The 23,387-nt window shown below is 43.1% G+C and carries 23 protein-coding genes, 1 tRNA gene and 1 rRNA gene; 6 read left to right on the top strand and 19 right to left on the bottom strand.

Annotation, left to right across the window (positions count from 1 at the left end; all coding sequences use genetic code 11):
• From NZ896_02850 to NZ896_02880, 7 genes are all read right to left on the bottom strand, one after another.
• Window positions 1-578: hypothetical protein (locus NZ896_02850; protein MCS7116390.1), on the bottom strand; the 578-nt coding region annotated here is incomplete at its 3' end.
• A gap of 13 nt (window positions 579-591) precedes the next feature.
• Window positions 592-1,725, bottom strand: coding sequence for a DNA primase DnaG (gene dnaG, locus NZ896_02855; GenBank protein MCS7116391.1), 1,134 nt, complete (start codon window positions 1,723-1,725; stop codon window positions 592-594).
• Window positions 1,726-2,174: 449 nt separating this feature from the next.
• The gene (locus tag NZ896_02860; GenBank protein MCS7116392.1) at window positions 2,175-2,594 is read right to left on the bottom strand and encodes a toprim domain-containing protein; all 420 of its coding nucleotides are present in this window, start codon (window positions 2,592-2,594) and stop codon (window positions 2,175-2,177) included.
• A gap of 327 nt (window positions 2,595-2,921) precedes the next feature.
• A complete protein-coding gene (gene pheT / locus NZ896_02865) occupies window positions 2,922-4,592 on the bottom strand; it encodes a phenylalanine--tRNA ligase subunit beta (protein ID MCS7116393.1) in 1,671 nt (556 codons plus the stop codon).
• Window positions 4,562-6,073, bottom strand: coding sequence for a phenylalanine--tRNA ligase subunit alpha (locus tag NZ896_02870; protein ID MCS7116394.1), 1,512 nt, complete (start codon window positions 6,071-6,073; stop codon window positions 4,562-4,564). Before NZ896_02870 ends, pheT begins: the two co-directional genes overlap by 31 nt.
• 70 nt (window positions 6,074-6,143) lie before the next feature.
• Window positions 6,144-7,274 (bottom strand): tryptophan--tRNA ligase, encoded by a 1,131-nt coding sequence (locus tag NZ896_02875; GenBank protein MCS7116395.1) that lies wholly within the window; start codon window positions 7,272-7,274, stop codon window positions 6,144-6,146.
• 49 nt (window positions 7,275-7,323) lie between these two features.
• On the bottom strand, window positions 7,324-7,809 hold the full coding sequence (locus NZ896_02880; GenBank protein ID MCS7116396.1) for a phosphopantetheine adenylyltransferase: 486 nt from the start codon (window positions 7,807-7,809) through the stop codon (window positions 7,324-7,326).
• A 196-nt stretch (window positions 7,810-8,005) separates the two neighbouring features.
• On the opposite strand from NZ896_02880, the gene map reads away from it, so the two are divergent.
• Window positions 8,006-8,905, top strand: a complete 900-nt coding sequence (map, locus tag NZ896_02885) for a type II methionyl aminopeptidase (protein MCS7116397.1) — start codon at window positions 8,006-8,008, stop codon at window positions 8,903-8,905.
• Here map and NZ896_02890 read toward each other — a convergent pair.
• The 10 genes from NZ896_02890 to NZ896_02935 form a co-directional block, all read right to left on the bottom strand.
• Window positions 8,895-9,089, bottom strand: a complete 195-nt coding sequence (locus tag NZ896_02890; protein ID MCS7116398.1) for a hypothetical protein — start codon at window positions 9,087-9,089, stop codon at window positions 8,895-8,897. The genes map and NZ896_02890 overlap by 11 nt on opposite strands.
• Before the next feature lie 9 nt (window positions 9,090-9,098).
• Window positions 9,099-10,229: a DUF1512 domain-containing protein gene (locus NZ896_02895; GenBank protein ID MCS7116399.1), complete on the bottom strand. Its 1,131-nt coding sequence runs from the start codon at window positions 10,227-10,229 to the stop codon at window positions 9,099-9,101.
• Between the two features lie 412 nt (window positions 10,230-10,641).
• Window positions 10,642-10,761, bottom strand: a 5S ribosomal RNA gene (rrf, locus tag NZ896_02900).
• Window positions 10,762-11,145: 384 nt separating this feature from the next.
• Window positions 11,146-11,730 (bottom strand): uracil-DNA glycosylase, encoded by a 585-nt coding sequence (locus NZ896_02905; GenBank protein ID MCS7116400.1) that lies wholly within the window; start codon window positions 11,728-11,730, stop codon window positions 11,146-11,148.
• A 103-nt stretch (window positions 11,731-11,833) separates the two neighbouring features.
• Window positions 11,834-11,990 (bottom strand) — tRNA-Tyr (locus NZ896_02910).
• Between the two features lie 98 nt (window positions 11,991-12,088).
• A complete protein-coding gene (locus NZ896_02915) occupies window positions 12,089-12,538 on the bottom strand; it encodes a M67 family metallopeptidase (protein MCS7116401.1) in 450 nt (149 codons plus the stop codon).
• A gap of 416 nt (window positions 12,539-12,954) precedes the next feature.
• Window positions 12,955-14,280, bottom strand: a complete 1,326-nt coding sequence (asnS, locus tag NZ896_02920; protein MCS7116402.1) for an asparagine--tRNA ligase — start codon at window positions 14,278-14,280, stop codon at window positions 12,955-12,957.
• Window positions 14,281-14,356: 76 nt separating this feature from the next.
• Window positions 14,357-15,529, bottom strand: a complete 1,173-nt coding sequence (locus NZ896_02925) for a hypothetical protein (GenBank protein MCS7116403.1) — start codon at window positions 15,527-15,529, stop codon at window positions 14,357-14,359.
• Window positions 15,530-15,564: 35 nt separating this feature from the next.
• Window positions 15,565-16,188 carry a TIGR00296 family protein gene (locus NZ896_02930; GenBank protein MCS7116404.1) on the bottom strand — a complete coding sequence of 208 codons (624 nt, stop codon included), beginning with the start codon at window positions 16,186-16,188 and terminating at the stop codon, window positions 15,565-15,567.
• Window positions 16,185-16,766 (bottom strand): Mut7-C RNAse domain-containing protein, encoded by a 582-nt coding sequence (locus tag NZ896_02935; protein MCS7116405.1) that lies wholly within the window; start codon window positions 16,764-16,766, stop codon window positions 16,185-16,187. The genes NZ896_02930 and NZ896_02935 overlap by 4 nt, the downstream gene beginning before the upstream one ends.
• Window positions 16,767-16,902: 136 nt before the next feature.
• Between NZ896_02935 and NZ896_02940 the strand changes: the two genes are divergently transcribed.
• A complete protein-coding gene (locus NZ896_02940) occupies window positions 16,903-17,763 on the top strand; it encodes a hypothetical protein (protein MCS7116406.1) in 861 nt (286 codons plus the stop codon).
• A gap of 37 nt (window positions 17,764-17,800) precedes the next feature.
• On the opposite strand, the gene NZ896_02945 is transcribed toward NZ896_02940, so the two are convergent.
• Window positions 17,801-18,109 carry a hypothetical protein gene (locus NZ896_02945; GenBank protein ID MCS7116407.1) on the bottom strand — a complete coding sequence of 103 codons (309 nt, stop codon included), beginning with the start codon at window positions 18,107-18,109 and terminating at the stop codon, window positions 17,801-17,803.
• A 45-nt stretch (window positions 18,110-18,154) separates the two neighbouring features.
• Entirely contained in the window at window positions 18,155-18,745 is a 591-nt protein-coding gene (locus NZ896_02950; GenBank protein ID MCS7116408.1) for an Hsp20/alpha crystallin family protein, read from the bottom strand.
• A gap of 127 nt (window positions 18,746-18,872) precedes the next feature.
• Here NZ896_02950 and NZ896_02955 point away from each other — a divergent pair, with 127 nt between their 5' ends.
• The 4 genes from NZ896_02955 to NZ896_02970 all read left to right on the top strand — a co-directional run bounded on the left by NZ896_02955 (window position 18,873) and on the right by NZ896_02970 (window position 23,218).
• Window positions 18,873-20,897 (top strand): NFACT family protein, encoded by a 2,025-nt coding sequence (locus NZ896_02955; GenBank protein MCS7116409.1) that lies wholly within the window; start codon window positions 18,873-18,875, stop codon window positions 20,895-20,897.
• A 43-nt stretch (window positions 20,898-20,940) separates the two neighbouring features.
• On the top strand, window positions 20,941-21,504 hold the full coding sequence (locus tag NZ896_02960; GenBank protein MCS7116410.1) for a CBS domain-containing protein: 564 nt from the start codon (window positions 20,941-20,943) through the stop codon (window positions 21,502-21,504).
• 119 nt (window positions 21,505-21,623) lie between these two features.
• Window positions 21,624-22,031 carry a glycine cleavage system protein GcvH gene (gene gcvH / locus NZ896_02965; GenBank protein MCS7116411.1) on the top strand — a complete coding sequence of 136 codons (408 nt, stop codon included), beginning with the start codon at window positions 21,624-21,626 and terminating at the stop codon, window positions 22,029-22,031.
• Between the two features lie 56 nt (window positions 22,032-22,087).
• Complete coding sequence (locus NZ896_02970) at window positions 22,088-23,218, top strand: ATP-NAD kinase family protein (protein ID MCS7116412.1); 1,131 nt, start codon at window positions 22,088-22,090, stop codon at window positions 23,216-23,218.
• Window positions 23,219-23,387 lie beyond the last annotated feature (169 nt).

Here is a 23,387-nt window from a genome sequence, read left to right on the forward strand (position 1 = left end):
CCATTAGTATAGATCGATTTCAAAACCTCCTCGACTTTGTTGTAAAACTCATCGATATTGACCGATTCATCGTAATGCTTCCCACCATGGCCAGATCTGATTACGGTATGAATTCGCATGTGTGTTCCTTGAATTATGCCTATGCCAGCCTCTCTACGGTCTATAGCCACTATGATGAAGCGCGTATCTTTATTGTGTAAGGCTTGAATAAAACGGATATCCTCGGCATTAAACCTATCTCTCTTTAGAGAGAGTGTATGGCCATGTGTGATGTTTAATGTGTGATGAGAACCCCTCGGTACGATTTCGTTCGATGCTTCGATGATAACCCCCGTTATCCTCAACCGATCCAATTCATTACTCATCTTCAAATTTTTAACCCTCAATTTGATGTGGACCCGAATCCGCTCCCCTTTATCTGGTCGGGCATACTGACCAGCACGCTTTACCACTCTGCTCGTCTCCGACTCTATCAGATCGTCGACTTTGATGAAGCGGCGTAGATACCACAGATCGTCCAGATCTTCGGGTGTAATTGTAATCAGACCACGTTCGGGGATGAATTGGTGTATGATCATTTGAATGTGATTTTTACTTTAAATTCAATTGTTGAAAGGTAAGTATATTCAATTCATGAGGCCTTCGGGTAACTTCTCCGATTCTATGGCCTACGATCGTTTCTAGACCGGCCTTCTCACAAGCATCGATCAACCTCTGAGTAACTATACCATCGAAGATCAAATACTTCGCCCCTTGTATAGATTCGAGTTTTGTGATCAATTCATTTATAGGAATGCGTGATAACTCATTGAGCTCTTTATCGAGTATCACCGCCTCTAAAGTCCCATTGAGTTGTGGGTAAAGCTCTTTTATCTTTTCCAACTCATATGTAGTTAAAGGTAGTTTCGCTTCCGCAGGCTGAGGTTCGGCCTGAATTCCACCCTTGATCAACTCTAAGATCTCCATGGGCGTAAGATCTTCGACCTCTCTACCCGGAGGGGCTCTAATTACCCCTTTGATGGGGATCGTCTGGGTGAGCTCCTTTAATATGAGATCGCCACCTCGATCTCCATCGAGAAATGCGATCAACTTCTTCTCTTTTGATAGTTTGATGATGGACTCAGGGATTCTGGCACCGTTCAAGGCTATCACATTCTCAATACCAGCCCTTAAAAGGTTGATCACATCGGCCCGGCCCTCTACGAGGAAGACTGTATCGGAAGTGTATACTCCAGAACCGGCCGGTAGCTCCTCCTTACCGTATGTAATTAAGTTACCCCTCTTCACCGATTCTGCTATGGACCTTAAAGCCTCTTCACTCTCACTTATGGTCTTTGAAGTCCATTCCTTCACGATCGCCTTCGCCCGCTCTATAATAGCTTTCTTCTTTACGGCACGTACATCATCGATGGATGTGAGATGGAAGCGGGCTGAATACGGCCCGACCCTCTCCACACTCTCTATCGTTGCAGCGATAAGTGCAGCTGTGGATATATCGGTAGATACGGGGACTAGTACCTCTCCGTAAGTCTTCCCATCTGTAGACTTTAGGTTGATCTCTATCCTACCGACCTTCCATGTCCTCTGAAGCTCGTTCAGATCTAACTCTGGACCGAATAATCCTTCACTCTGTCCGAATATCGCCCCTATGATATCTGGCCTTTCGACTATGCCATCTATTTCAAATTTTAACCTTATAAGGTACTTCGGTAAACTTTCTGGCATCACGATACCCCCTATAATCGAAAAGTATACACACTTGAGCTAATACTGTAATCCTTACATATAAGCCCTTCTATAAGAGATAGGGATTAACTACAGATCATCATCGGAAAGAATTTTTCATATTGTGATTTAGCTTCTAGTTTGGATATCATAATCCTTTAAATACTCACATTAAACACTAACGGGTGAATTTCAGTAGGTTCGAATTTTTGAGCTAGATAACATTTTTAAGTTGGATGAAGTCCTCAAAGGACTTCAGACTCTTAAAGCTTGTAGATTTCTGTGTTACATTCAGTGTCAAGTTTTTTTGAAAAAATAATTTTTTCTGTGCGAATCCGACACTAACCAATAAGACCATGCTCTAGAGATATTAATGCGTTTAATCGATTACCAAATTTTTCATAAGCATAAGGAATCTAAATTAGATTTGATTTGAATAAGCTAAATATTCATTCAAGCTTTGGATGAAGTTCAAAATACTCTCGAAAGTTTATAAGCTCCTCAACCTTCCTCACTCTACCTTTCGTAGTCGATAATAACATTCTTCTGAAGAATAAGTCTACTACCCTCCTCTTTTCACTCAAGAGTGTCGCTATCTTCTTCGTCAATGCTCGACCTTTTGCATCAAAGTCTAAGAGGAGGATCGTTTTTCGATACTTTTCTGCAACTTCGGTCAACTCCACCAATCTCCCATTTTGGCAGACTGTGAAAACATCTCCACGAAAGCCTAATGAAGCAAGGGCCATCACATCCTTTTGGCCTTCGACGACCACCAATGCACCATTGCTACACTCATCATTGAGTTTCTTGACGAACGATCGTAGATTACAGATCAGTTCATCATCGAACTTGTAATGTTTTAATACCATCTACCTTCGCTCCACCACACCCTTAAAACTATTACCACTATTACTTAATTCATCTCTCTAACACTTAATATTAAAAATTTACGATTATAAGTGTGTTCCCCGTCTCTGACCCACGACAGGTCATCGATAGCCATTCTCTCGCTGCGCTTCTTCACGGGGAGGCTTTCGTCTGTAGCGTGTCTGGGTAAACGAGGTTATCATCTCGCTCAAACCTCGCCGTCGGACACGCGATCTGACGAAAGCCACTATATAATATAGATCCATCACTTTTTTATACTTTTACTAACGGTTTTAGATAGCATGGCTTCGACCGGGTGTAGCTCGATTCTAGTCAAGAAGCTCGAGATTTAACTCAAAAGCGACGGCTGGAACGCGGAGGTCGAAGTTATTGAGCACTTTAGGATGAACCTCGCCTAAATATCCAAGTTTTTTGCCATCGACGATTACTTCAGCGACCCTTCCAGCTGTGAACATGTAATGATTGACTGGCTTCGTCTCAACCCTTTTATTGAAAGCCTGCTGTACAAAAGCTGTAAGGAGCGATTTTGCCTCAGAGTAGTTGGCTTCCGCATGTGCGATCAGTACGGCTACATGATACTCTTCTCTAACTCTAGATCGTTTTCTATCATCGGGTATACAGACCTTGGCCACTTCGAAGATGCGTTGTGGATACTCTTCGTGCAGATTCTTCGAAGCTACGAAGATAAGTGAAGGAAGGAGTTGATCCCTTAGTACCTCGTGTTCCTTCGTTCTAGGGCTCTCCACCCGCAGAACCCTCCTCTCCCTTCTTCCGACTTTATCGTAAAGTACTTCTCTACTCACCAGGCTAAAGTTCATGACCTCGATCAATCCGAAACCGGTCAGAACATCCCTTACTCTATCCAACCTAGCGAGACCTTCATCGAACCTACCCATTATATTTCCTCGTGGAAGTTTGGGTGTAAGATTGTATACACCATAACCGATTACGACCTCTTCGACCAGATCGACCGGGTGTATGATATCTACTCTATAGCGAGGGATTACGGCCTTCGTACCATCATTATCTTTCATCACACTAATTCGTGACCTTTCTAAACACTCTTTCACTTCAGATTCGGAAAGGTTCAGACCGAGGAGTCTACGTATGAGGTTAAGATCGATGGGCATATGAGTCGGTGCCATATCTGGTGTGAGCATCGATCCATCACTGTAAACGATCTCTACCGATTTCAATCTACCCCCAGCATCGTGGAAGGTGGCGGCGAGTATGGCGAGGCTATTCTCCATAGCCTTCAGATCGGTCCCGGTGATATCTATGAGAAGATTCTTGGTGAATGTTGTTACCCGTGTGAGCTCTCCGTTGATTATGGGTGGGAAGGATAGGACTTCGCCCCTCGCATCGATGATTATGGGGTATCGATCAAAGCCAGCTACTATGCCTCCATACTCCCTCCCTACATCTGTCTCACGTAAGACCTCCTCCATACTCATAGGCTTCGTATGGTTCAATGGTACGAATCGGAAGTCTGGTGGTACAGTAGTATATGTGAGAGGGGGGTGAATGACATCCAGATTGTGAATACCTATCGAAACCTTCCTCCTCTTCCTACCGATACCCGCATGAAGATCCTCTTGCATCGTTATCATCTGCCGAATGGTCTCATCATCCAGACTTAGCCCCTTTACCACGAGCGAAACTATGTAAGGCCTTATACCCTTCACAGAATCATCTACGAATACTTTGATACCTTCATACTCAACATCGTATATAGGTGCACCCTTCTCGAAGCCGAAGAGACCGTTCAAGGCACGTGCAATACCGTAGTCCGTTGAGAAGTCGGGCCGATTCGGATTGTACTCCACCTTCACATAATCTTCACCCTTTTCTTCCAAATCCAGACCTAGGTACGGTAGTGCTTCGATCACTCGATCGATCGGGACGTTCTGCTTGAGGAGTTTTTGAATTCTATTGTAATATATTGTAACTATAGGCACATGGGCACACTCCTTAACCAACCTAAGTTATTTTCATAGAGCTTTCTCACATCATCGATTCCATACCGGAGCATTACTAACCTCTCCAGACCCCCACCCCAGGCTAACACGGGGTTCTTTACACCCAAAGGCAGGGTTACTTCGGGACGGAAGATACCCATACCACACAACTCTACCCATTTGCCCAGCCGATCTATATAAACTACGGATTGTAATGAAGGCTCCGTGTAGGGGAAGTATGAAGGCCAGAACTTTACCTTTTTTAAACCCAAACGGGAATAGAAGCAACTTAATAGACCCATCAAATCCCTCAATGTTACATTCTTGCCCACCACGATACCCTCAATTTGATGGAATTCGGCCAGATGTTTAAAGGTCGTCTTCTCATTCCTGAAGACCCTACCCACACAGAATACCCTCGCCTCACTCGGTCTGAAGTCGGCCAGATACTTTACAGTTACAGCCGTAGTATGAGTTCTGAGTACGAGATTTTCAGCCAGCTCACGGCTCCATCGATAACCCCAACCCTTCGAATTTGTATCACCACCGTTCAAATGGACTTTGGCTACATTCTCCACGATTCTATCATCTCCGATACTCTTCGCCCTCATTTTAGAGAGGTAGAAGGTATCTTGCATCTCTCGGGCTGGATGGTCTTGAGGTGTAAAGAGGGCATCGAAGTTCCAGAAGCACGGTTGGACGAGCGGGCCATCGACCTCTTCAAACCCTAAAGAAACGAAGATCTCACGTACTTCATCGATGAAGCGTTGAACCGGATGCTTCTTACCCGGGTAGATGGGAGGTGTTGGGGATACCACATCGATAGGTCTTAAAACATACTCCTTCCATTTACCACTGACCAAAAGCTCTGGAGTAAGGGCATCGATTTCACGCCTCTTTCTCAAACTCTTAACCGTCTTCTCACCGAGTGGAGTAAGCTTTAACATGACCGTCTTGATGGGCTTCTGAACAAGGTAATTGGGCCTTTTAACCAATACTTTCAAAACCTTGAGCTCTTCTTCCGAAAGTTCATCTAAGAATACATCGCCCTTCGATAATCTCTCCAAAAATACCTCTTCATCGGTGATCGTCGGTGTAGATACCAATTCGACGAGTGCCTTTCCTTCCTTCGTCGAAATCTTTATCCACCCCTTCTCCTTTGCATAGCCGAAGGAAGCGGCGAACTCCTGTTCACTCACCGGGAATGCTTCTCTTAACTCTTGAAAATTTGCCCTTCCACCGAGCTTCGATAGGGCATTGATAAGGCGCCTCTCTGGTAGACCATTCATCAGAACTTTCTTCCCCTCTTCACCGAGCGATACTCTTTCTCGTGAAATAGATTTGATATCGATGAGCCCCTTCGATTTCAGCCACTCTACTGCTATCCTCACCTGATCGATATTCAATCGTGAGTGTGAAGCCACTCTCTCCAATGTAGCCTCGCCGAGTTCGAATAGAGTTAGTAAGAGAGATCTTTCGAGTCGATGTAAGATTACTGGCAAGTCTTTCACTATCCTAAAAGCTATTAAAGGGGATGATTTATAGCCTTTTTCGATCTATCGAAGTAGGGAGTCAATCTCGAAGCATAACTTTATCGAGGATCTTCTCCGCTACTTTTCTCTTCCTCTGATGTTCGATGAGAAATTCCTTTACTCTACTCGCCAACCTCGCTTTATCCTCCCCACATAGGAGCTGGCCAGACTTACATGCAATATAAATCTCTTTCAACTTCTTATCGTCGGGCTCGAATAAAAAGTAGTAGTAGTGATAGATTGGGCAGATATCGGGATCACCACCCTTCAATCTTTGCTCCTCTACAGTAGCCCTACCGCCTGTGAAAGCATTCATAATCTTCCTCTCGGCCACTTCGATGGGATCTGTGGTAAAGATCGCGGTCTCGGGCTCACTCGCACTCATCTTCCCACCCTTACCAAGGCCCGGGAGGAATTTTGAATGAATCTGGGCGGGTTTATAGTAACCGAGCTTTGGAGCGACGAATCTCGCAATCCCCCTCCAGTAAGGATCCTGATCGATCGCCGCTGGGATTAAACATGGTATATTCTTACCTTTTAAGACGCAGGGTAAGAAGCAGGGTGCGGCCTGCATAGATGGGAAGAAGATCATACCGATATTCGTACTATTTTCAAATCCGAAAACAGCCTTTACAGTAGAGAAGGTGATGTGCTTTGCAATCTCCAATGAAATTCGGTATAGCGTTTTTGCATATTCGATATTGGAGAAGATGAAGGTCTTCGATGGTGAAAAACCACACGCTAAGACATCTAGAGCATTATCGTAAGTATATCCCAAAGACTCCTTTAACGTCATGTGAGGGTTATGTAAAAACTTTTCATCATCCGTCATTTGAAAGTACAATTCGACATCGAACTTCTCTTGAAGGTGTTGAGTGAATATCCACGGGATCAGATGGCCCAAATGGGTATGGCCCGATGGCCCTCTACCGGTGTATAGGAAGAACTTCTCACCATCTTCATACCTGTCAAGAATCCAATCTAAGTCTCTGTGGCTGAAGAATACCTTCCTTCTTAAAAGATAGTGAAGCTCTCCAGTATGTTTCTCAATGCGCTTTAATAGATCATCTGTAATCAGCTCTGTCCCAAATTCTTTAACCAACCTCTCATAATCGACCTTGCCCTTAACCTCCCAGGGTGTAACGATGAACTCTCGTTCATCAGCTACCATCTTTGATCACTCTAGAGCAATATTGTTCATTACTCTACATATATAAAGTTTAGATACTTTGATTGAGGATGACCCTGCCTTCTTCATCGATCTCGCCACGCCTAATACGGGTAGTGGATATCGGTCTACCATCCTCGGCCAAGACCATCTTCACAACGATAACTTCTAGGGGCTTTAAACCCTTCTTTATTCTCAATTCGTTGGCCAAACCGACCCTACTTACCGTCTCTTCGCTAACCACGATCGCCTCAACTTCTTCCGTGAATATCTCTGGACCGAAGTAATCGTCCAACCGGGATACTTTATAATCCCTATTCGGAAAGGACTTTTCCAAGAACCTTTTAAGATTCATCAACCTCTCCTCATAACTATGTTCAAGGATCTTACCTTCAACATTGGTAGCAAACTCATCCGATACGAGCCCTATTAAAACAGATCTACCGACCTCGAAGGCTTTTGTAAGTAGGGCTCTATGGCCTTTGTGAATGCGGTCAAAAACCCCTCCCACAGCTACGACCTCGAATCGATGACTCATTTATTAATCCGTTAAGATTAGAAGTCGCCTTCATAAATCCATTTTTACCTTGATACGAAAGGTATTCTTCGTCATTTGGGATGATAATGATATTGCCACACATCAATCCTCAAACTATCGCCACTCTTGATGAGTTATAAGCTTACGTGATTTTAAGGAATGAGTTATTTATGCCCTTTTCGATTAAAGTGAATCGATGAATATACCTTTAAAAGAAGAGCAGATCAAGGCCGGTCGAATCGCGGCGGAAGTGAGGAATGAGGTAAAGAAGAGAGTATACGTTGGGATGAGGCTTTTAGATTTATGTGAACTTGTGGAGAGGATGATCAAAGATAGGGGTGGTGAGCCGGCCTTCCCCTGCAACGTATGTGTGAATCACGTGGCTGCACATTATACACCAACCATCGATGATGAAAGTATCATTCAAGATGGTGATGTTGTGAAGATCGATATCGGTGCACATATTCAAGGCCACATCGCAGATACGGCCACTACGGTATCTTTTAATCCAAAGTTCGATGGTATGGTTCAGGCTGTGGAAGAGGTTTTACAAGAGGTGATCAAAGTGGCGAGGGCAGGAGTTCGTGTGGGAGAGTTGGGAAGGATCGTGGCTGAAGGTGCGCATAAAAGGGGCTTTAAGCCTATATCAAATCTTAGTGGCCATTCGATCGAGCCATATAAAATCCATGCAGGTCTATCGATACCGAATGTGTGGGTACCGAGTAGCTCAAGTTTAAAGCTCGGTTCAATATATGCGATCGAACCTTTTCTAACGACGATGGATGGAGCAGGTGTTGTGGTCAATGGAAGTACCACCAATATTTATAGCCTTATAACGAGGAAGAAGACAGACGATAAAGAGTTGAATGCATTCATAGATACGATATGGGCCAAATGGAGAACATTACCATTCACACCAAGATACTTTAAAGATACAGTTAATAAGAAGGATCTAGATTCGATGTTGAGCAGACTTGTAAAAATGAAGATCTTGAGGGCTTATCCGATACTCATAGAAGCCAACGGAAGGTGTGTGGTTCAGGCTGAGCACACGATAATGCCCATGGAGGGTGGGGTTATAATCCTCACTCAGTAGTCAAAGGTTTTTCTGTATAGATATAGGTAATCATCATGGTACCATTACACTTACCACACTGACCCGACCGCTTATACACGTAATCTCCTTCCTGAAAGAGCCTCTTACTCTTCAAGCCACACTGAATACATTCTTCGATCGTATAGACTGGCGGTTTCACCTCTTTATTAGAGGGGAGTCTCATAACAATCCCTTACTGACCGATCCCTAACGTATTTCCAACTCCTATTATGAATACTTTATCTCCAACCTTGGTCTTTTCATCCAGGATCCGCTTTATGATCCCGATCACTTTATCGGTAGCCTCGGCGATCTCTTTCCTCATCACTGTGATGGCATCGATGATGGATTCCTTTATCACGATCGCGTAAAGTGGTATATTGTACTTCGTTGCAACTTCTTCGATCTTAAACCTATCGACACCGATACCACCGATCGCTGCACCGATACCCTCTGCGATATCACCAGTCTTCTCACCCTCCAACTTTAAAGCGGCATCTATCATCACTATCGCATTCGGTCTTAAACCCATTTCTTCGATCAACTTTTCTACGACAGTCCCGATTTGACCGACATTCCCAGCGGGCCCTTCAGCCTTGATTAAATACAGAAATCGACCATTAAACTCAGATTCGCCCATCACCGTATCCTTCCCTATTATCCTCTTCTCGGTATTGAGCATCAACTTACCAGCCACCATAGCACCGATACCATCACCTATCGGTTGGGCCGATTTGAACGCATCGATAGCCTTCATCAGGGCATCGGCCTCTTGGAGGATTATGGGCATAAGTACTTGTAGTTGTATGAGCACGTATAGACTCATAGTCCTTTTACCGAGTAGATAGTAGTGCCTCACGATCTTATAGATGAAGTTAAGGGCGGTAGTCGCTTCTAGGATATTTTCAGCAGCACTCATTTTGACCGGGTCGTTTATCGTGATCATCTTCCTCACTTCACTTCTTAATCGGTCATCCCTCAAAGTTATGATATGCTCGATCTTCTTCATAATCCCCGAGGGGTCTGTGTCTACGGGGAAGATTGTAAAGTACTCTAAGAATTGATCTATGCGTTCGGTCGGATCGTATGAAGTTTTACATACATTGGTGAAGTAGTCTATAGCTTCCTTTCTCGATCTTTCTTTCATCATCTTTAATTTATTTAAAGACCGACCTATCTCATTCAAAACCATCCACGTTTGAAACTTCTGTCCGTAGAGGAGGAAGAGGATAAAGGGCATGTAGAAGAGTAAGAAGTATAATGTAGGATTATCACCAAATATGTTTTCTCCAGGCCAAGTTAGTAAGTGTAGCGATTCTAACATTCTACAGACACACCAAGGTAATTAGCTTTTACTAATACATACTATTAATCGTTACGCCCCTTTAAAAGTATTTTAAAGGATGCACTTTCATTAATGAAAAAACCATATGGAATACAGAATAGGTGTTAAAGTGCCGGTCTGCTAACTCATAAGAACCTTAAATCGAATAACCGATCCTTTGGATCGATATCGATGGGAGAGTAGTATAGGTAGGCTTTGAGAAGATTAGCCCAATATAGAGGATGAATTATATCATTCACCAAAGCCGCCATAGATCGCTCGATTTCCGATGGCAAGTTATGAGTATCTTTTTAACTGAATCGATGCTGAAAGGATTTAAGAAGTATAAAACCCGGTTTAAGTAGAATGAAAAGGATGAAAAGAATAAAATGGATGAAATGGAGGTTAAGAGGGGCGCCGACACTACTGCTTCGCAAGGGCTCCCGCACCTTACTAACACAGTAGCGACGCACGGTTTGACTTCCGGGTTCGGAATGAGTCCGGGTCGGACCCGTGCGCTATGGTCGGCTGATTATTATCAATTCAGATTTACTATTTAACTTTTTTAACAGGTATGCGAGACATCTTATCGCTTTTTAATGGAATCTAAAGGTTCTTTTTGCTTCCCTCATACCTTTTATATTCTATCGATTAAGAACTTCATCCCCATCTAATCCTCTATTACCATATCTGAATTTATCACGCTCTTCCATCACCAATTATCTTAATTTGGCTTTGCATAATGTATGCTTGAAGGTCTATGGAGATAGATCGATTCTTATCGATTCGCATATATAGAAGGCCTCATAAGGTATGCTTCAACCTTCACAGAGGGTACGATTCGACCTTCCATAATTTTTGCATGTGATGATCTCTTTAATGATCCCTTCGCTACAAGGATCGTATTGTCGTAAGCTCAGCACTCGGTAAAGAATTCATGAAGTTTGACCTCTTTACGTGAAGACTTCAACTTCTCCAATTCTACCTTAAGGCGGGATATATCCGATTGAATTATGGTCTTCAATTGTGGATTGTAGATCGCCGCGGCCGGATGGTATGTAGCGATGAACCTTAAACCATCCTTCTCTACCAACCTGTTGTGAACACTCGATACCGAATTTCTGCCCAACATGGTCTGTACAGCGGTATTTCCCAGTAGACAGATGATTTTGGGTTTAATAAGTTCGATCTGTCTTTGCAGGTATGGCTTACACGATTCCCTCTCTTTATATGTCGGTCGGCGATTACCGGGTGGGCGGCACTTTACAACATTCGTTATAAATACGCTATCTCTTTGAAGGCCAGCGTTCTTTAAAAATTCATTCAAGAGCTTTCCGGCAGCACCGACGAAGGGCCTACCTTGACGGTCTTCTTCCGCACCCGGCCCTTCCCCTATAAACATGATTTCAGCATCTTCAGCCCCTTCTCCCGGGACCGGATTTATTCTTGATTGTGAAAGTTCACATAACTTACAACTCCTGATCTCTTCAGCAACCTTCATAAGGTCGTCTGAATGCATAAAAGGTTTATCGAATGATGCACATAAAAGTTTGATCTATGTAGTAAGAGGAGATACCATTTGATACCACTTAATTAAATAAAAGTCCCGCGGGCAGGATTTGAACCTGCGACACTCCGGTATCTGTACGCTTGGTAGGCTGGTGAGGTTAGCTTCAGCTAACCTCTACAGCACCTCCCCCTCTCTTGAGGGTCGGAAGCTCTTGGTAGTTGTAAACTTCTACCAAGCTGAGCTACCGCGGGCTCCAATTATATCTTCTTAAGATACGATAAATATGTTTTACTTAAGATATCTCATAATAGTTGGAGGCTAAGCTCAACATTTAACGTTCTAAATAGATTCATCGGTTACGATCGACCCTTCCAACCTTCTTCTTATTAACTAAATTTACTTCTACCCTTTCGATCGAACCTTCTATCCATTGAAAAGCCCCGTAATCTCCGGAAGGTTTCGATATGATCAACCACACGATCGGATTTATCTTCATAAATTCTAAATCTCTAACCGAAGGTTGAGGAGGGGCTGGATGGGAGTGAAAGACGCCGATCACATCCAAACCCTCTCTCTCAGCATCCAAGTACGCTCTAAGTAGATCTTCCGGTCTTATGCTGAAGGTGATCTGTGAAGCATCGGCATTCTCCACGATCGATACTTTATAGACTACAGCTACATCACCATAGACTCTCCCTATAAGAAGTGCACACGCTTCCAAGGGCCAGACTCGATCGGACTCGATCTTCAAAGCCTCAAAGCTTTCAGTATCGATTTCCAACCTATGAATCCTATGCATCCTATCATCTTAACAATAGAGAACTAAGCTTAAAGTTATCGGATAGAAATTACGATTCGAGCATCATTTATATACGATGATATCGATTTGAGATAAGTTTATGGTAAAGGTTTGCGGTCGGGCCACATTGGTGTCAGATTTTCGAGAGAAAAATAATTTTTTCCTTGCACATTTACACCAAATCTAACACTGTATAAGAGTTAAGAAGCCTTGGTTTTAGAGGTAATATAGTAATTCCATATTTGCCAGTAGTAAGTTTATGTTTAAGTTGCAACGGTTAAGTGGGTACGATCGTTATTACGATCATTTAAACCCCCAACTCTATCGATTGGTATTGATTGAAGAATCTTGTTTAATTCTAGTTATGGCAACAAATCGATCCAGTCTCCGATCGATGATAACATAGTATTGCATACCTAAGGATTTATTCTCGTAACCGTCCTCGGGAATAGAGTGGCAGCTCTGATATGCTTCAATCCACAGAGCCAAGATGTCATCCTCTCAACACCTAGGCCAAATCCCGAGTGAGGTGGTAAGCCGTACTTCCTTAACTCTAGGTACCATTCGAATGACTCTATTGGTAGATCTTGGGCCTCCAACCTCTTTAACAGTACGTTGTAATCGTGTAACCTCTGACCTCCCGTAGCGATCTCTCCATAACCTTCAGGCGCGAGTAGATCCGATGATAGAGTTATTCTCTCATCATCCGGCTTTGTCATGTGGTAAAAGCTTCTCGCACTCAACGGATACTCGATGATGAAGAATGGTATTTGATAACTTTTGGATACCTCTCTTTCAACCTCTGTCGGTAGATCATCACCCCAATTGAACTTCAAACCCCTTTTGATCGCAAAATCGTAGACCTCATCGTAAGTTATTCTGGGGAATGGTGGTTTAACCTCTTCCAATCCTTTTAGACTTCTGCCCAAAATCTGAAATTCGTTACTTCTCTTCTCAATGACCCTCTTAACGATGTATGAGACGAGCTCTTCCTGAAGCTTTAGATTATCTTCAAAATCGGCGAATGCCTGCTCCGCTTCGACCATCCAGAACTCTGTAAGGTGGCGAGGTGTCTTCGACCTTTCAGCCCTAAAGGCAGGTTGAATCGTGAAGACCTTTTCGAATGCACATATACTCGCTTCCTCATAGAGTTGGGCACTCTGCGTCAGATACGCCCTTTGGTTAAAGTAGTCTAGAGGAAAGAGTGTCGCCCCACCTTCACATGCCGATTGAACCAGTGTGGGAGCACTTATCAGTGTAAAGCCTTTATTGACGAAGTAATCGATAGATGCCAATATTACCTCAGCCCTTATCTTCATAATCGCGATAGATTTTTTACCACGAATCGAAAGGTGCCTCTTATCGTATAGGAACTTTGGTGACTTTATAGCGCTCTTCGTAATCGGCCACTTTTCTGCAGGGCTTATGATCTCAAATCTTTTTACCAGAACCTCTTTACCACCCGGTGCCCTTTTATCGGGCTTGATAGCCCCAGATACCACCACGGCAGACTCCTTCGTTACTCTCTTTAAAGTTTCTAATGTATCGTTATCCGTTACACCCAACTTACCAGCCACTTGAATATACCCACTACCATCTCTAATCACTGCAAAGACGATCCCTCCTACAACACTCTTAGAAGTGACCCAACCTAAGATTGTAACATCTTCCCCTTCATTTAACTCAAAGGCTTCTTTCACCGTATGAGTCCTTAGGGCGAGCCAACCGTTTCGTCGAACCATACCTAGAGATAAACACCATAAGAGCCTTAAATCTTTTATAAGTTGGCCATTCGATTTATAAGCTAAAATCGTAAAATCACTTGATGTAACTTAAGACGGCATTTACAATATTCTCTATCCCATCGTACTTTGAGGAGAGTAATTTCAACCGTGCTACATTTCTCTTATATTCTTCATTATGAATGAGGGTATTGATAGCTTCTACCACCCGTTCGACCGTAGCGTCGGGTTGATCGATCGAGAGGCCACATCTTAGCTTCTCTACTTTCTCCGCATTTTTAATCTGTTCAGACTGCTTATAGATGGGTATGCACAACATCGGTTTACCGTAGCTGATTGCTTGGGCTATCGTGGAATGCCCGGCCCTGATCACGACCAGATCCGCTAGAGAGAATAGTTCATCCTTGATCGGGCACCATTCATAATACCAACCTCCAGCTACCTTTATCGGCTCTATACTCCCACCCGGTACTCCACCAGAGATTATAAAGTTAAAATCCCTAGCCAAGATCTCTGCTACGCTCATCATAGTCTTAACAAGTCTTGCCCTCGTCTTACTAGGCCCGCTGACCTGAGCGTAGATTATGGGCTTACTTCTATCGAGGCCCAACCTCCTAACTATCGAACCTCTCTTCCCTTCATCTATCGATGATCTCGAGATTATAAAGCCTACATAGCGGATCTTCTTCGCTACAGATCTAATATTCCATAGGTTGGCTTCTGAAATCGTATATGGTGGAGGGAGGTCAGGAATCATTATCGAATCACTGAAACTCCAAACCCTACCGATCAATTCTGCATGAATATGCTCGATAAATCGTGCGATCCGTGATCCTTCGAGTAATGGTAAAAGTATTCTGATCTGATTCAATATAGTTATGCATGGCACACCTTTGATCTTCGAAGCGAATAATGCCGATAAACGGGAGTCTGAGAGGATCAAATTCGGATCGAATCCTTCTATATAATCTAACTCATCCAGTACTTGCCTCGTAAAGTTTACAAGCATGTGAGGGAATTGGCGAATACTCTTTCTGTAGGAAAAGTTACCTTCTACATCCCAACCTACATCGACCGTCGCAACACCATTGCATATGAAACCGCTATTCATCAAAAGTTTAAGACCGTCTGCGAAGGATGAGAATCTAACTTCAATACCCTCTCTCTCTAACCGTTTAGCGATCAATAACATTCGGGCAGCGTGCCCTAACCCTGAACCAAAGACAGGTATATAGACACGCCGCTCCAAAAGAATCTTCCTTATTTCTATCCTAAATTCTATTCCTATTCTAATTCTTTTCTAACGACCTTACCTCTGGGAGATGACTCTTCGAATACGATGCCTTGAAATCTGTAGATCTTCGTCTCAGGGAGGAGCCAGCAGTCTGGAGGTGCACCAGCCTTTATACATGTATGGCAGAGAAAGTCTTCTACATCCCATCCATATTCAACGGGGACTTGAGGCAAGAGCAATCCGCTACCATACTTCCATCTGACTATGAGCCCATCACGCCCCACCTTGATCTTCGATAGGTATTCTTTAGGGGACTTTACCTGAATCAGCTCGGGCGGTGTCAAGACACTTACCTCGACAACGATATCGTCCAACTCATCCGGCCTTACGGGCGGGAAGCGTGGATCATCGACCGCTGAACTGATGGCGGCTTCGATCAAACCCTCTATCAATGGTTTATCGGGCATAGGTAAGCCAATACACCCTCGAAGCTCCTTCCTACCCTTTACGATCTTATTCAACGTTACAAAGACACCAGCCTTCTCTCTAAACTTCTGTGGTACATCATCGGGTAACTTCATCACCTTCCCTTCCTTCACATAGCTCTCAACCGTAGCTCTGGCGATTTTGACGAGATATTCACCTTCACTCTCACTGATCTCCAAACGAATCACCTCGAATCTAAATCTTTACCTTTCATCCTCCTAACCTTCTGCTCGACGTGCTCGGAGAAGATCTTGATCTTACGCCAATGACTACCTTCCCAGTACAATTTCCCACACGATCCACACCTGTAAAACTCTGAATATCTTAGAGTAACACCTCGTGGCAAATCCTCAAGGATTTCATCCTTTAACACCTTGCTCAAAGGACCATTGCATAGAGGGCATCTACTTGGAGTTGGTGTTAAGTCTTTACCATCCCAACCCAACTTTAATATGATCGATACCATCCTATCCTCATCGTTATCATCTGTAAGTAAGAGCGCATTCAACCCCTTCTTCAAAGCGGCCTGAAATAAGCCTCTATCCGATGTAAGAATCACCCTTCTATCACACTCAGCCTGTTTTAACAAAGTTTCATCATCGTAATGAGCGTTATATATCACATCGAATCCGTAAATTCGAAGCTTCCTTGCCAAACTTCCCAACATACCATCGACTACAAAGCGCACACTCATAGATCTATCAACCTTTACACTCTTTACACTTATATTGCTTTCTAAGTCTTCATCCAGATCTTTAGATACCATCAGATTTTTTCCCACCTTCCATAACATTCACAACTTAAGAACCTCTCCATTAAACTACATAATCTAAAGATTCGGAGTAGAAAGATCCTCAAAATATTCATATATCATGTGAATAAAATTAAATGGGATTAAGATTTTGTATTCGGATGACCCCTTCCAATACTTAAGAGAGAGAGGCATATATACGTTATTGGACTTAGCCCTTCTTTCTGAAGGGCGATTAAAAGATTCGGGTATTGTAGATGCAACGAAGCTGTTAGAGAGTAAGATCGATACTCGATTGTACCTGAAGGGTACTCAGATTTTGAAACAGGGTGAAAGACGAATGAAGTTCCCCATTGGGTCTAGAGGGCTCGATGGTCTGCTGGATGGAGGAGTACGTACAGGCATGGTGACCGACTTTTACGGTAGGAGTGGTGTAGGAAAGACCCAGATCTGCTTTCAACTATGTGTGAATGTAGCCGATCATTTTAATAAGAAGGGTCTCGATGGATCGATCATCTTCATCGATACCGTCGGAACGTTCAGACCTGAAAGGATCGTGGAGATCGCTGAAGCGAGAGGTCTTCGTGGTGAGGAATGTCTAGATCGGATCAAGGTTATGAATGTAAGAAGTGTGGCCGATCAAATAGGATTGAGGTATAAGTTAGTGGATTTGGCCTCTAGACTTGCCGTGAAGCTCGTAATCATCGATAACCTTACAGAGAATTTTCTCTACGAGTATCGTGATGAAGATCGATTGATCAATAGACAATCGGGCCTAGCGAAGCATCTGCACGATCTTACATCGATCGCTCTAAATTACGATATAGCTATCGTTGTGACGAATACCGTAAGGGAACGTATGGGTAGGATTCAAGAGAGTGGTGGTAACGTTGTGGCCCAGATGATCTATAAGAGGGTACTTCTTGAAAGGAGTGATAGTGTATGGGTGGCGAGTATTTACAATCGAAGGGCGTACTTTAGGATCGATCGTGAAGGTATCATCGATCTTTGATGGATTATGAGTAAACTACACAATTTATAATGCAATCTCATGAGAAGGCGATCTCGAAAGAATTGTACAGCATCCATATGAATAAAAATATCAGGATAAAGCTACCCATACCTGTAGTTATCACTTTATACCTCTCTTCTTTTGGTATATTACGCATAGTAAGTTTAACATAAGAGATAGATGCAAGGTAGAAGATTACTGCAATAAAAATCCCTAGATACGCGTTGGGATTGTGAGGTAATGTAAACTTAAATATACCTGCAAGTATTCCTGAGATAATCGCCAGTAACACACGGATCCAGAAGATTCTATTCCAACGATCGGGTTCGCCCTTTGCTTCTGCCATAGTTAATGTGAGTATCGATAAAGATGAATCTTGATCACTCTTACATTACTCAACTTTGATCGATCTACCCCTAGCCCCCGCTACAACCTTCTTTAGAAGGACTTCTAAGACACCATTTCTATAGCTAGCCTTCGCCTGCTCCGTATCGACCTCGGCTGGAAGGTTAACCTTCTTGTAATACTTTCTCTCCGCATCGACCGATATCGTTAAGCTCTTCGGCTCCAATTCAAGTTTTATATCCTCTTTCTCTACACCGGGAACCTCAGCTATTACCTTGATATTACCATCTTCTTCGATGATATCTACCAAAGGCTCACGTTTATCCGTAACCTCCAAAGGCCTCTCTTTCAATGAAGGTTTGATATTACCGAACTCCCTGATCTGGGGCTTACCATCCGGACCTATCGTGATAGAGTATCCATATACGAATGGGCCCCAACGCTTAGTTATACTACCATTGGGGAGTCTCTGCTCTCTTACTAGATCTTTTGGAACCATCTGCTCTAAATCACGAAAGACCTCTTGAAAGTAACGATCGAACTCTTCCATCAATTTTTCAAATTCTTTACTGAAGAACGGTGCGAAGAAAGGAAACCTTCTCCTTCGGAACCATTCATCAAAATCTTCCGACCACATATAAGTTCATAAGCTCATAACCATCTACTATCTCTTAAATTTTGCTGAATATCCACCAAATTTACAGATCTAAACAAAGGAGAGTAACGTAGAGAAGATAAGTAACTTATGACAATAGTGAGTTGGTATGGAGGCTACTATAAAGCAGACACGATCAGAGTTCGCTCTATCAGGGATTGAGATACGGTACATGGTCAAGGTGATCAAGGAGAGGCTAAATTTAGACGATCCTATAACAAAGCGTCCTTACTACGTAAATAATGTCTATTCGGTGGATGATGAATCGATCATGTTGCGACTTCACCATAGTGAAAGGGCTGAAGAGAGGCTCGTAATATCGCCGAGTATGGGATTGTGGTTGACAGATTACGATCTTGTGATGAGAGAGTCTAGAGGTATTGTAACTTCGTTAAGATCGAAGATCAATAGATGTAGAGTGGTAGGCATAGAACAACCCGATTATGAAAGAATCGTGATCATCCATTTAACTTCAGATCAGAATACATTCAAATTGGTATGTGAATTCTTCGGGGAAGGGAACATAATCCTCACAGATGAAAATGATAAGATACTTCTACTGCTCCACCCATTGAGGGTCAGGCATCGACAGATCGATGTAGGGATGGTATATACCTTTCCCCCTCCTCGAGGGTTGAGTATCGATAAGATAGATCTGGAGTTCTTTTCTGGTATCAAGAATACGGAGTTAAGTATCGCAAAGTGGTTAGGTAGGAATCTTGCACTCCCAAAGAAGTATGTGGAGGAGTTGATCGCTCAGACCGAGCTTAACCCTGAGAAGAAAGGTTGTGAGTTAAGTACGAATGAAGTAGAAGCGTTGTATAAGAGGTTGATCGAGATTGTAAATCTCGTCGAATCGGGCGGTTATAAACCCCTAATCGTATACTCTGATGGAGAGGTTATCGATGCGATCCCATTCCCCTTTAAGACTTATGAAAGGTTGCGAATGGAGAGTGTAGAATCACTCCTCGAAGCTTTTGATAAAGTAATGTCGATGAAGATTCTAGCGAAGAAGAGAAGGGAAGCCCTCGAACCCATTAGGGTGAAGCTCTTAGAGTTGGAAAGATCCCTTCAGGATCAAAGGAGAGTGAGAGAAGAGACGATCGGTAGGGCGAAGTCTTTAAGAAGTTTTGCACAAGGTTTGGTCTCGATCGCACCCCAATTCGAAGATCAGAGTATAGAGAGAATCGTAGATGAAGTCGTAAAGCTCGGGGCTGAGGGTATTGAGTTGAAGGATGATAAAGTATTAGTAAAATTTCAAAGTATGAGTTTTGAAGTACCTAAGGGATCGACTCTACATTCTTTAGCATCTTATATTTATGATGAAGCAAAGAGGCTGGAGAAGAAAGCATTAGCGATCGAAGCTGCAGAGTCAAAACTCTTAGAAGAGATAAATGGGCTCAAAGAAAGGTTGCAATACACCCAATCAGAATTCACAGCCCCAAAAAGATTACCATCTCGTAAAAGAGCGTGGTTTGAAAGGTACCGATGGTTCATAACTTCTGATGGGCTCTTGGCCGTTGGTGGTAGAGATGCCACATCGAATACGATAATTATTCGAAGGTATATGATGGAGAATGATCTTGTCTTTCATGCCGATCTACAAGGCTCACCCTTCTTCTTACTCAAAGATTATCGTAATGGAATGGAGGGGAGTATTTTAGAAGTGGCCCAGGCCACTGTGAGTTATAGTCGGGCATGGAAAGAAGGTTTAACTTCTGCAGATGCCTACTGGGTCAGGCCCGATCAGGTAAAGAAGGCCGCACCGAGTGGCATGTATCTACCGAGGGGTAGCTTCATCATAGAGGGTAAAAGAAATTTTGTGAAGGGCGTTAGATTGGAGTTGGCGGTGGGTGTGAAGTGTGAAGGTGATTACCTTATCGTAATGGGCGGACCGCCATCTGCCATAAGGAAGAACTCACTCGCCTATGTTATAATTACGCCAGATAGATCAAAGTTATCAGATACCGCCAAATCGGTCAAGAGTGCCCTTTTAAACAACCTCCCCCCAAAATTCTTTGAAGAGATGAAGAGAATGTCATTAGATGAAATTATAAGGGTGCTTCCCGGTGGAGGAAGGATTTTACAATCGATGGTCGGTGAACAATCAAAGCAGAATGAGCAAAATCATTAAAAGTAGTGATACTAATAATTATTTGGAGGGTAAGTGGGCATAAGTGAGTGAACCGTTAATCCGAACGAAGATACTGGTTAGGGAGATCATGAATAGCCCCGTAGTGAGCGCCCATAAGGATGAGAGTGTCAAATCCTTGGCGATGAAGATGGCGAAGTCGAATGTGGGGAGTGTAATAATCATGGAGAGTGATAGGCATATTGGAATCGTGACCGATGGAGATATTGTAAAGAAGGTGGTGGCTAGAGGCTTAGATCCCGATAAGGTCGTTGCAGGTGAAATCATGTCCGAGCCTCTTCATACGATCGATGGTAATAAAGATATTACTGAGGCTGCACGAATAATGAGAAAGGTAGGTACAAAGAGGTTAGGCGTAACTTATAAAGACCGATTGGTAGGTGTGATATCGGTCTCTGATCTAACCGCAATCACACCCGAACTTTGTGAAATTATGTCAGAAAAGGCGAGGATCATGATGGGCGAATCCTTGAGATATAGAGGGTATGTCGTAGGTTACTGTGATCTATGTAATCAGTGGTCGGATTATTTACAAGAATTGGATGGAAAGTTTCTCTGTGAAGAATGTAGGGCTGAAGTTCAAAAGTAGTAATCTTCTAAATTCAATCTTTTTCAACGATTAGCCACATTCGATCTTAAAAAGCTGAACCGATCGAGTGTAAAGTATATATTTATTCGTATGATAACAATCTGGAGGATAAGCGGGAAATGAAGGTAAACGATTATGAAATACCCGAAGATCTGCTCTATACGAGAGAGCATGAGTGGGTAAAGATCGTCAGCCCGATAAGAGCAATCGTAGGCATTACCGATTACGCAGTAAAGAAACTTCGTGACATAGTTTACGTAATTTTACCTGAAGTAAACACGGAAGTAACACATATGGGTGTGTTTGGTGCTGTAGAATCGATAAAGACTGTAGCAGACTTATACTCACCTCTATCTGGCACAGTAATCAAAGTCAATCAAGAGTTGGCTATAAAGCCCGAACTTATCAACAAATCACCGTATGGAGATGGATGGTTGATCGAGATCAAGCCACGCAATCTAGATGTAGAGATTAAGCAGCTTCTCAAACCCGATGAATATGCTCAACAGATAAAATCGACGATCTGAAAATCTAAGATCTGGGAATCTGGGATCTAGGATCTGATCGATTTAAAGTAGTCATCATGAATTCAAATCTGAATAAAAAAAGAAAAAGGCTCGGTTTCATCGTCAATCCCTATGCAGGGATGGGTGGGCGAGTAGGGTTAAAAGGGACCGATGGTGACGCTCTGCAAAGGGCTTTAGCCTTGGGAGCTGAGCCTGTAGCACCGAGGAGAGCTGTTAAGGTGTTAGAAGAGATAAGAAAGTATAACTTACCCATAGAGATTATCACCTATCCTTATGAAATGGGCGAATATGAAGCAATAGAAGCGGGTTTTGTGCCAAAAGTTATAGGATCGATCGAATCTGGGAGAACGACCGCTTTAGATACCATCAGAGCAGCGAGAGAGATCGCAGATATGGGTGTCGAATTGCTCGTATTCGTTGGCGGGGATGGCACAGCACGAGATATATTGAATGCCATAGACCTTAAGCTCACCGTGTTAGGAGTACCGTCTGGTGTTAAAACCTACTCTAGCGTCTTCGCGATCAATCCATCTGCAGCAGCATTGATCGTTAGGAATTATCTAAGGGGAGAATTGTCGATTGGTGAGGGTGAAGTGCTCGATATAGATGAGGATGCGTACCGAAATGGGATCCTGAAGGTAAGGTTGTATGGATATCTAAATGTGCCCATCGAAGCCGATTTGATGCAATCTTCGAAATCTTTTAGCTCCATCGATGAGAAGGACAATCAAAGAGCGATCGCGAAGTACGTTATAGAGGAGATGGAGGATGGTGTCATCTACATTGTAGGCCCGGGTACTACCACTTACGCCATATGTGAGGCTCTAGGTATAGAGAAGACCCTATTAGGAGTAGATATCATCTACAATAAGAGACTTCTGTATAAAGATGTAGATGAGAAATCTATACTGAAGGCGATAGAGGGTGAAGGTAAGAGAGCGAAGATCATCGTAACACCGATAGGAAGGCAAGGCTTTATATTTGGAAGGGGGAATCAGCAGATCAGCCCAGAAATCATTAGAAAGGTAGGTCGTGAAAATGTGATCGTCATCGCTACACATAGAAAGTTATCCGAGATCAAAAAGCTTTACATCGATACAGGGGATGAGGAGGTTGATGATTGGTTTAAAGGTTACATTCGTGTAATTACCGATTACCGAGAAGAGAGTATAGTTCCCTGCGATTAAGAGAGATTCGTATAGATTATGTGTGAATTTTGATGAATTCGAATCTGAGCACTCAAATCGTTACAACTTTACAACTTTATCTTAGAATCTCTGATAAGAAAAGATGGTCTGTAGTCTGATTACACTACATCACTTTACATGCTCAAAGGTCAATATTCTTTACCCTTCC

This window comes from Nitrososphaerales archaeon, from assembly GCA_025058425.1.
GTDB lineage: Archaea > Thermoproteota > Nitrososphaeria > Nitrososphaerales > JANXEG01 > JANXEG01.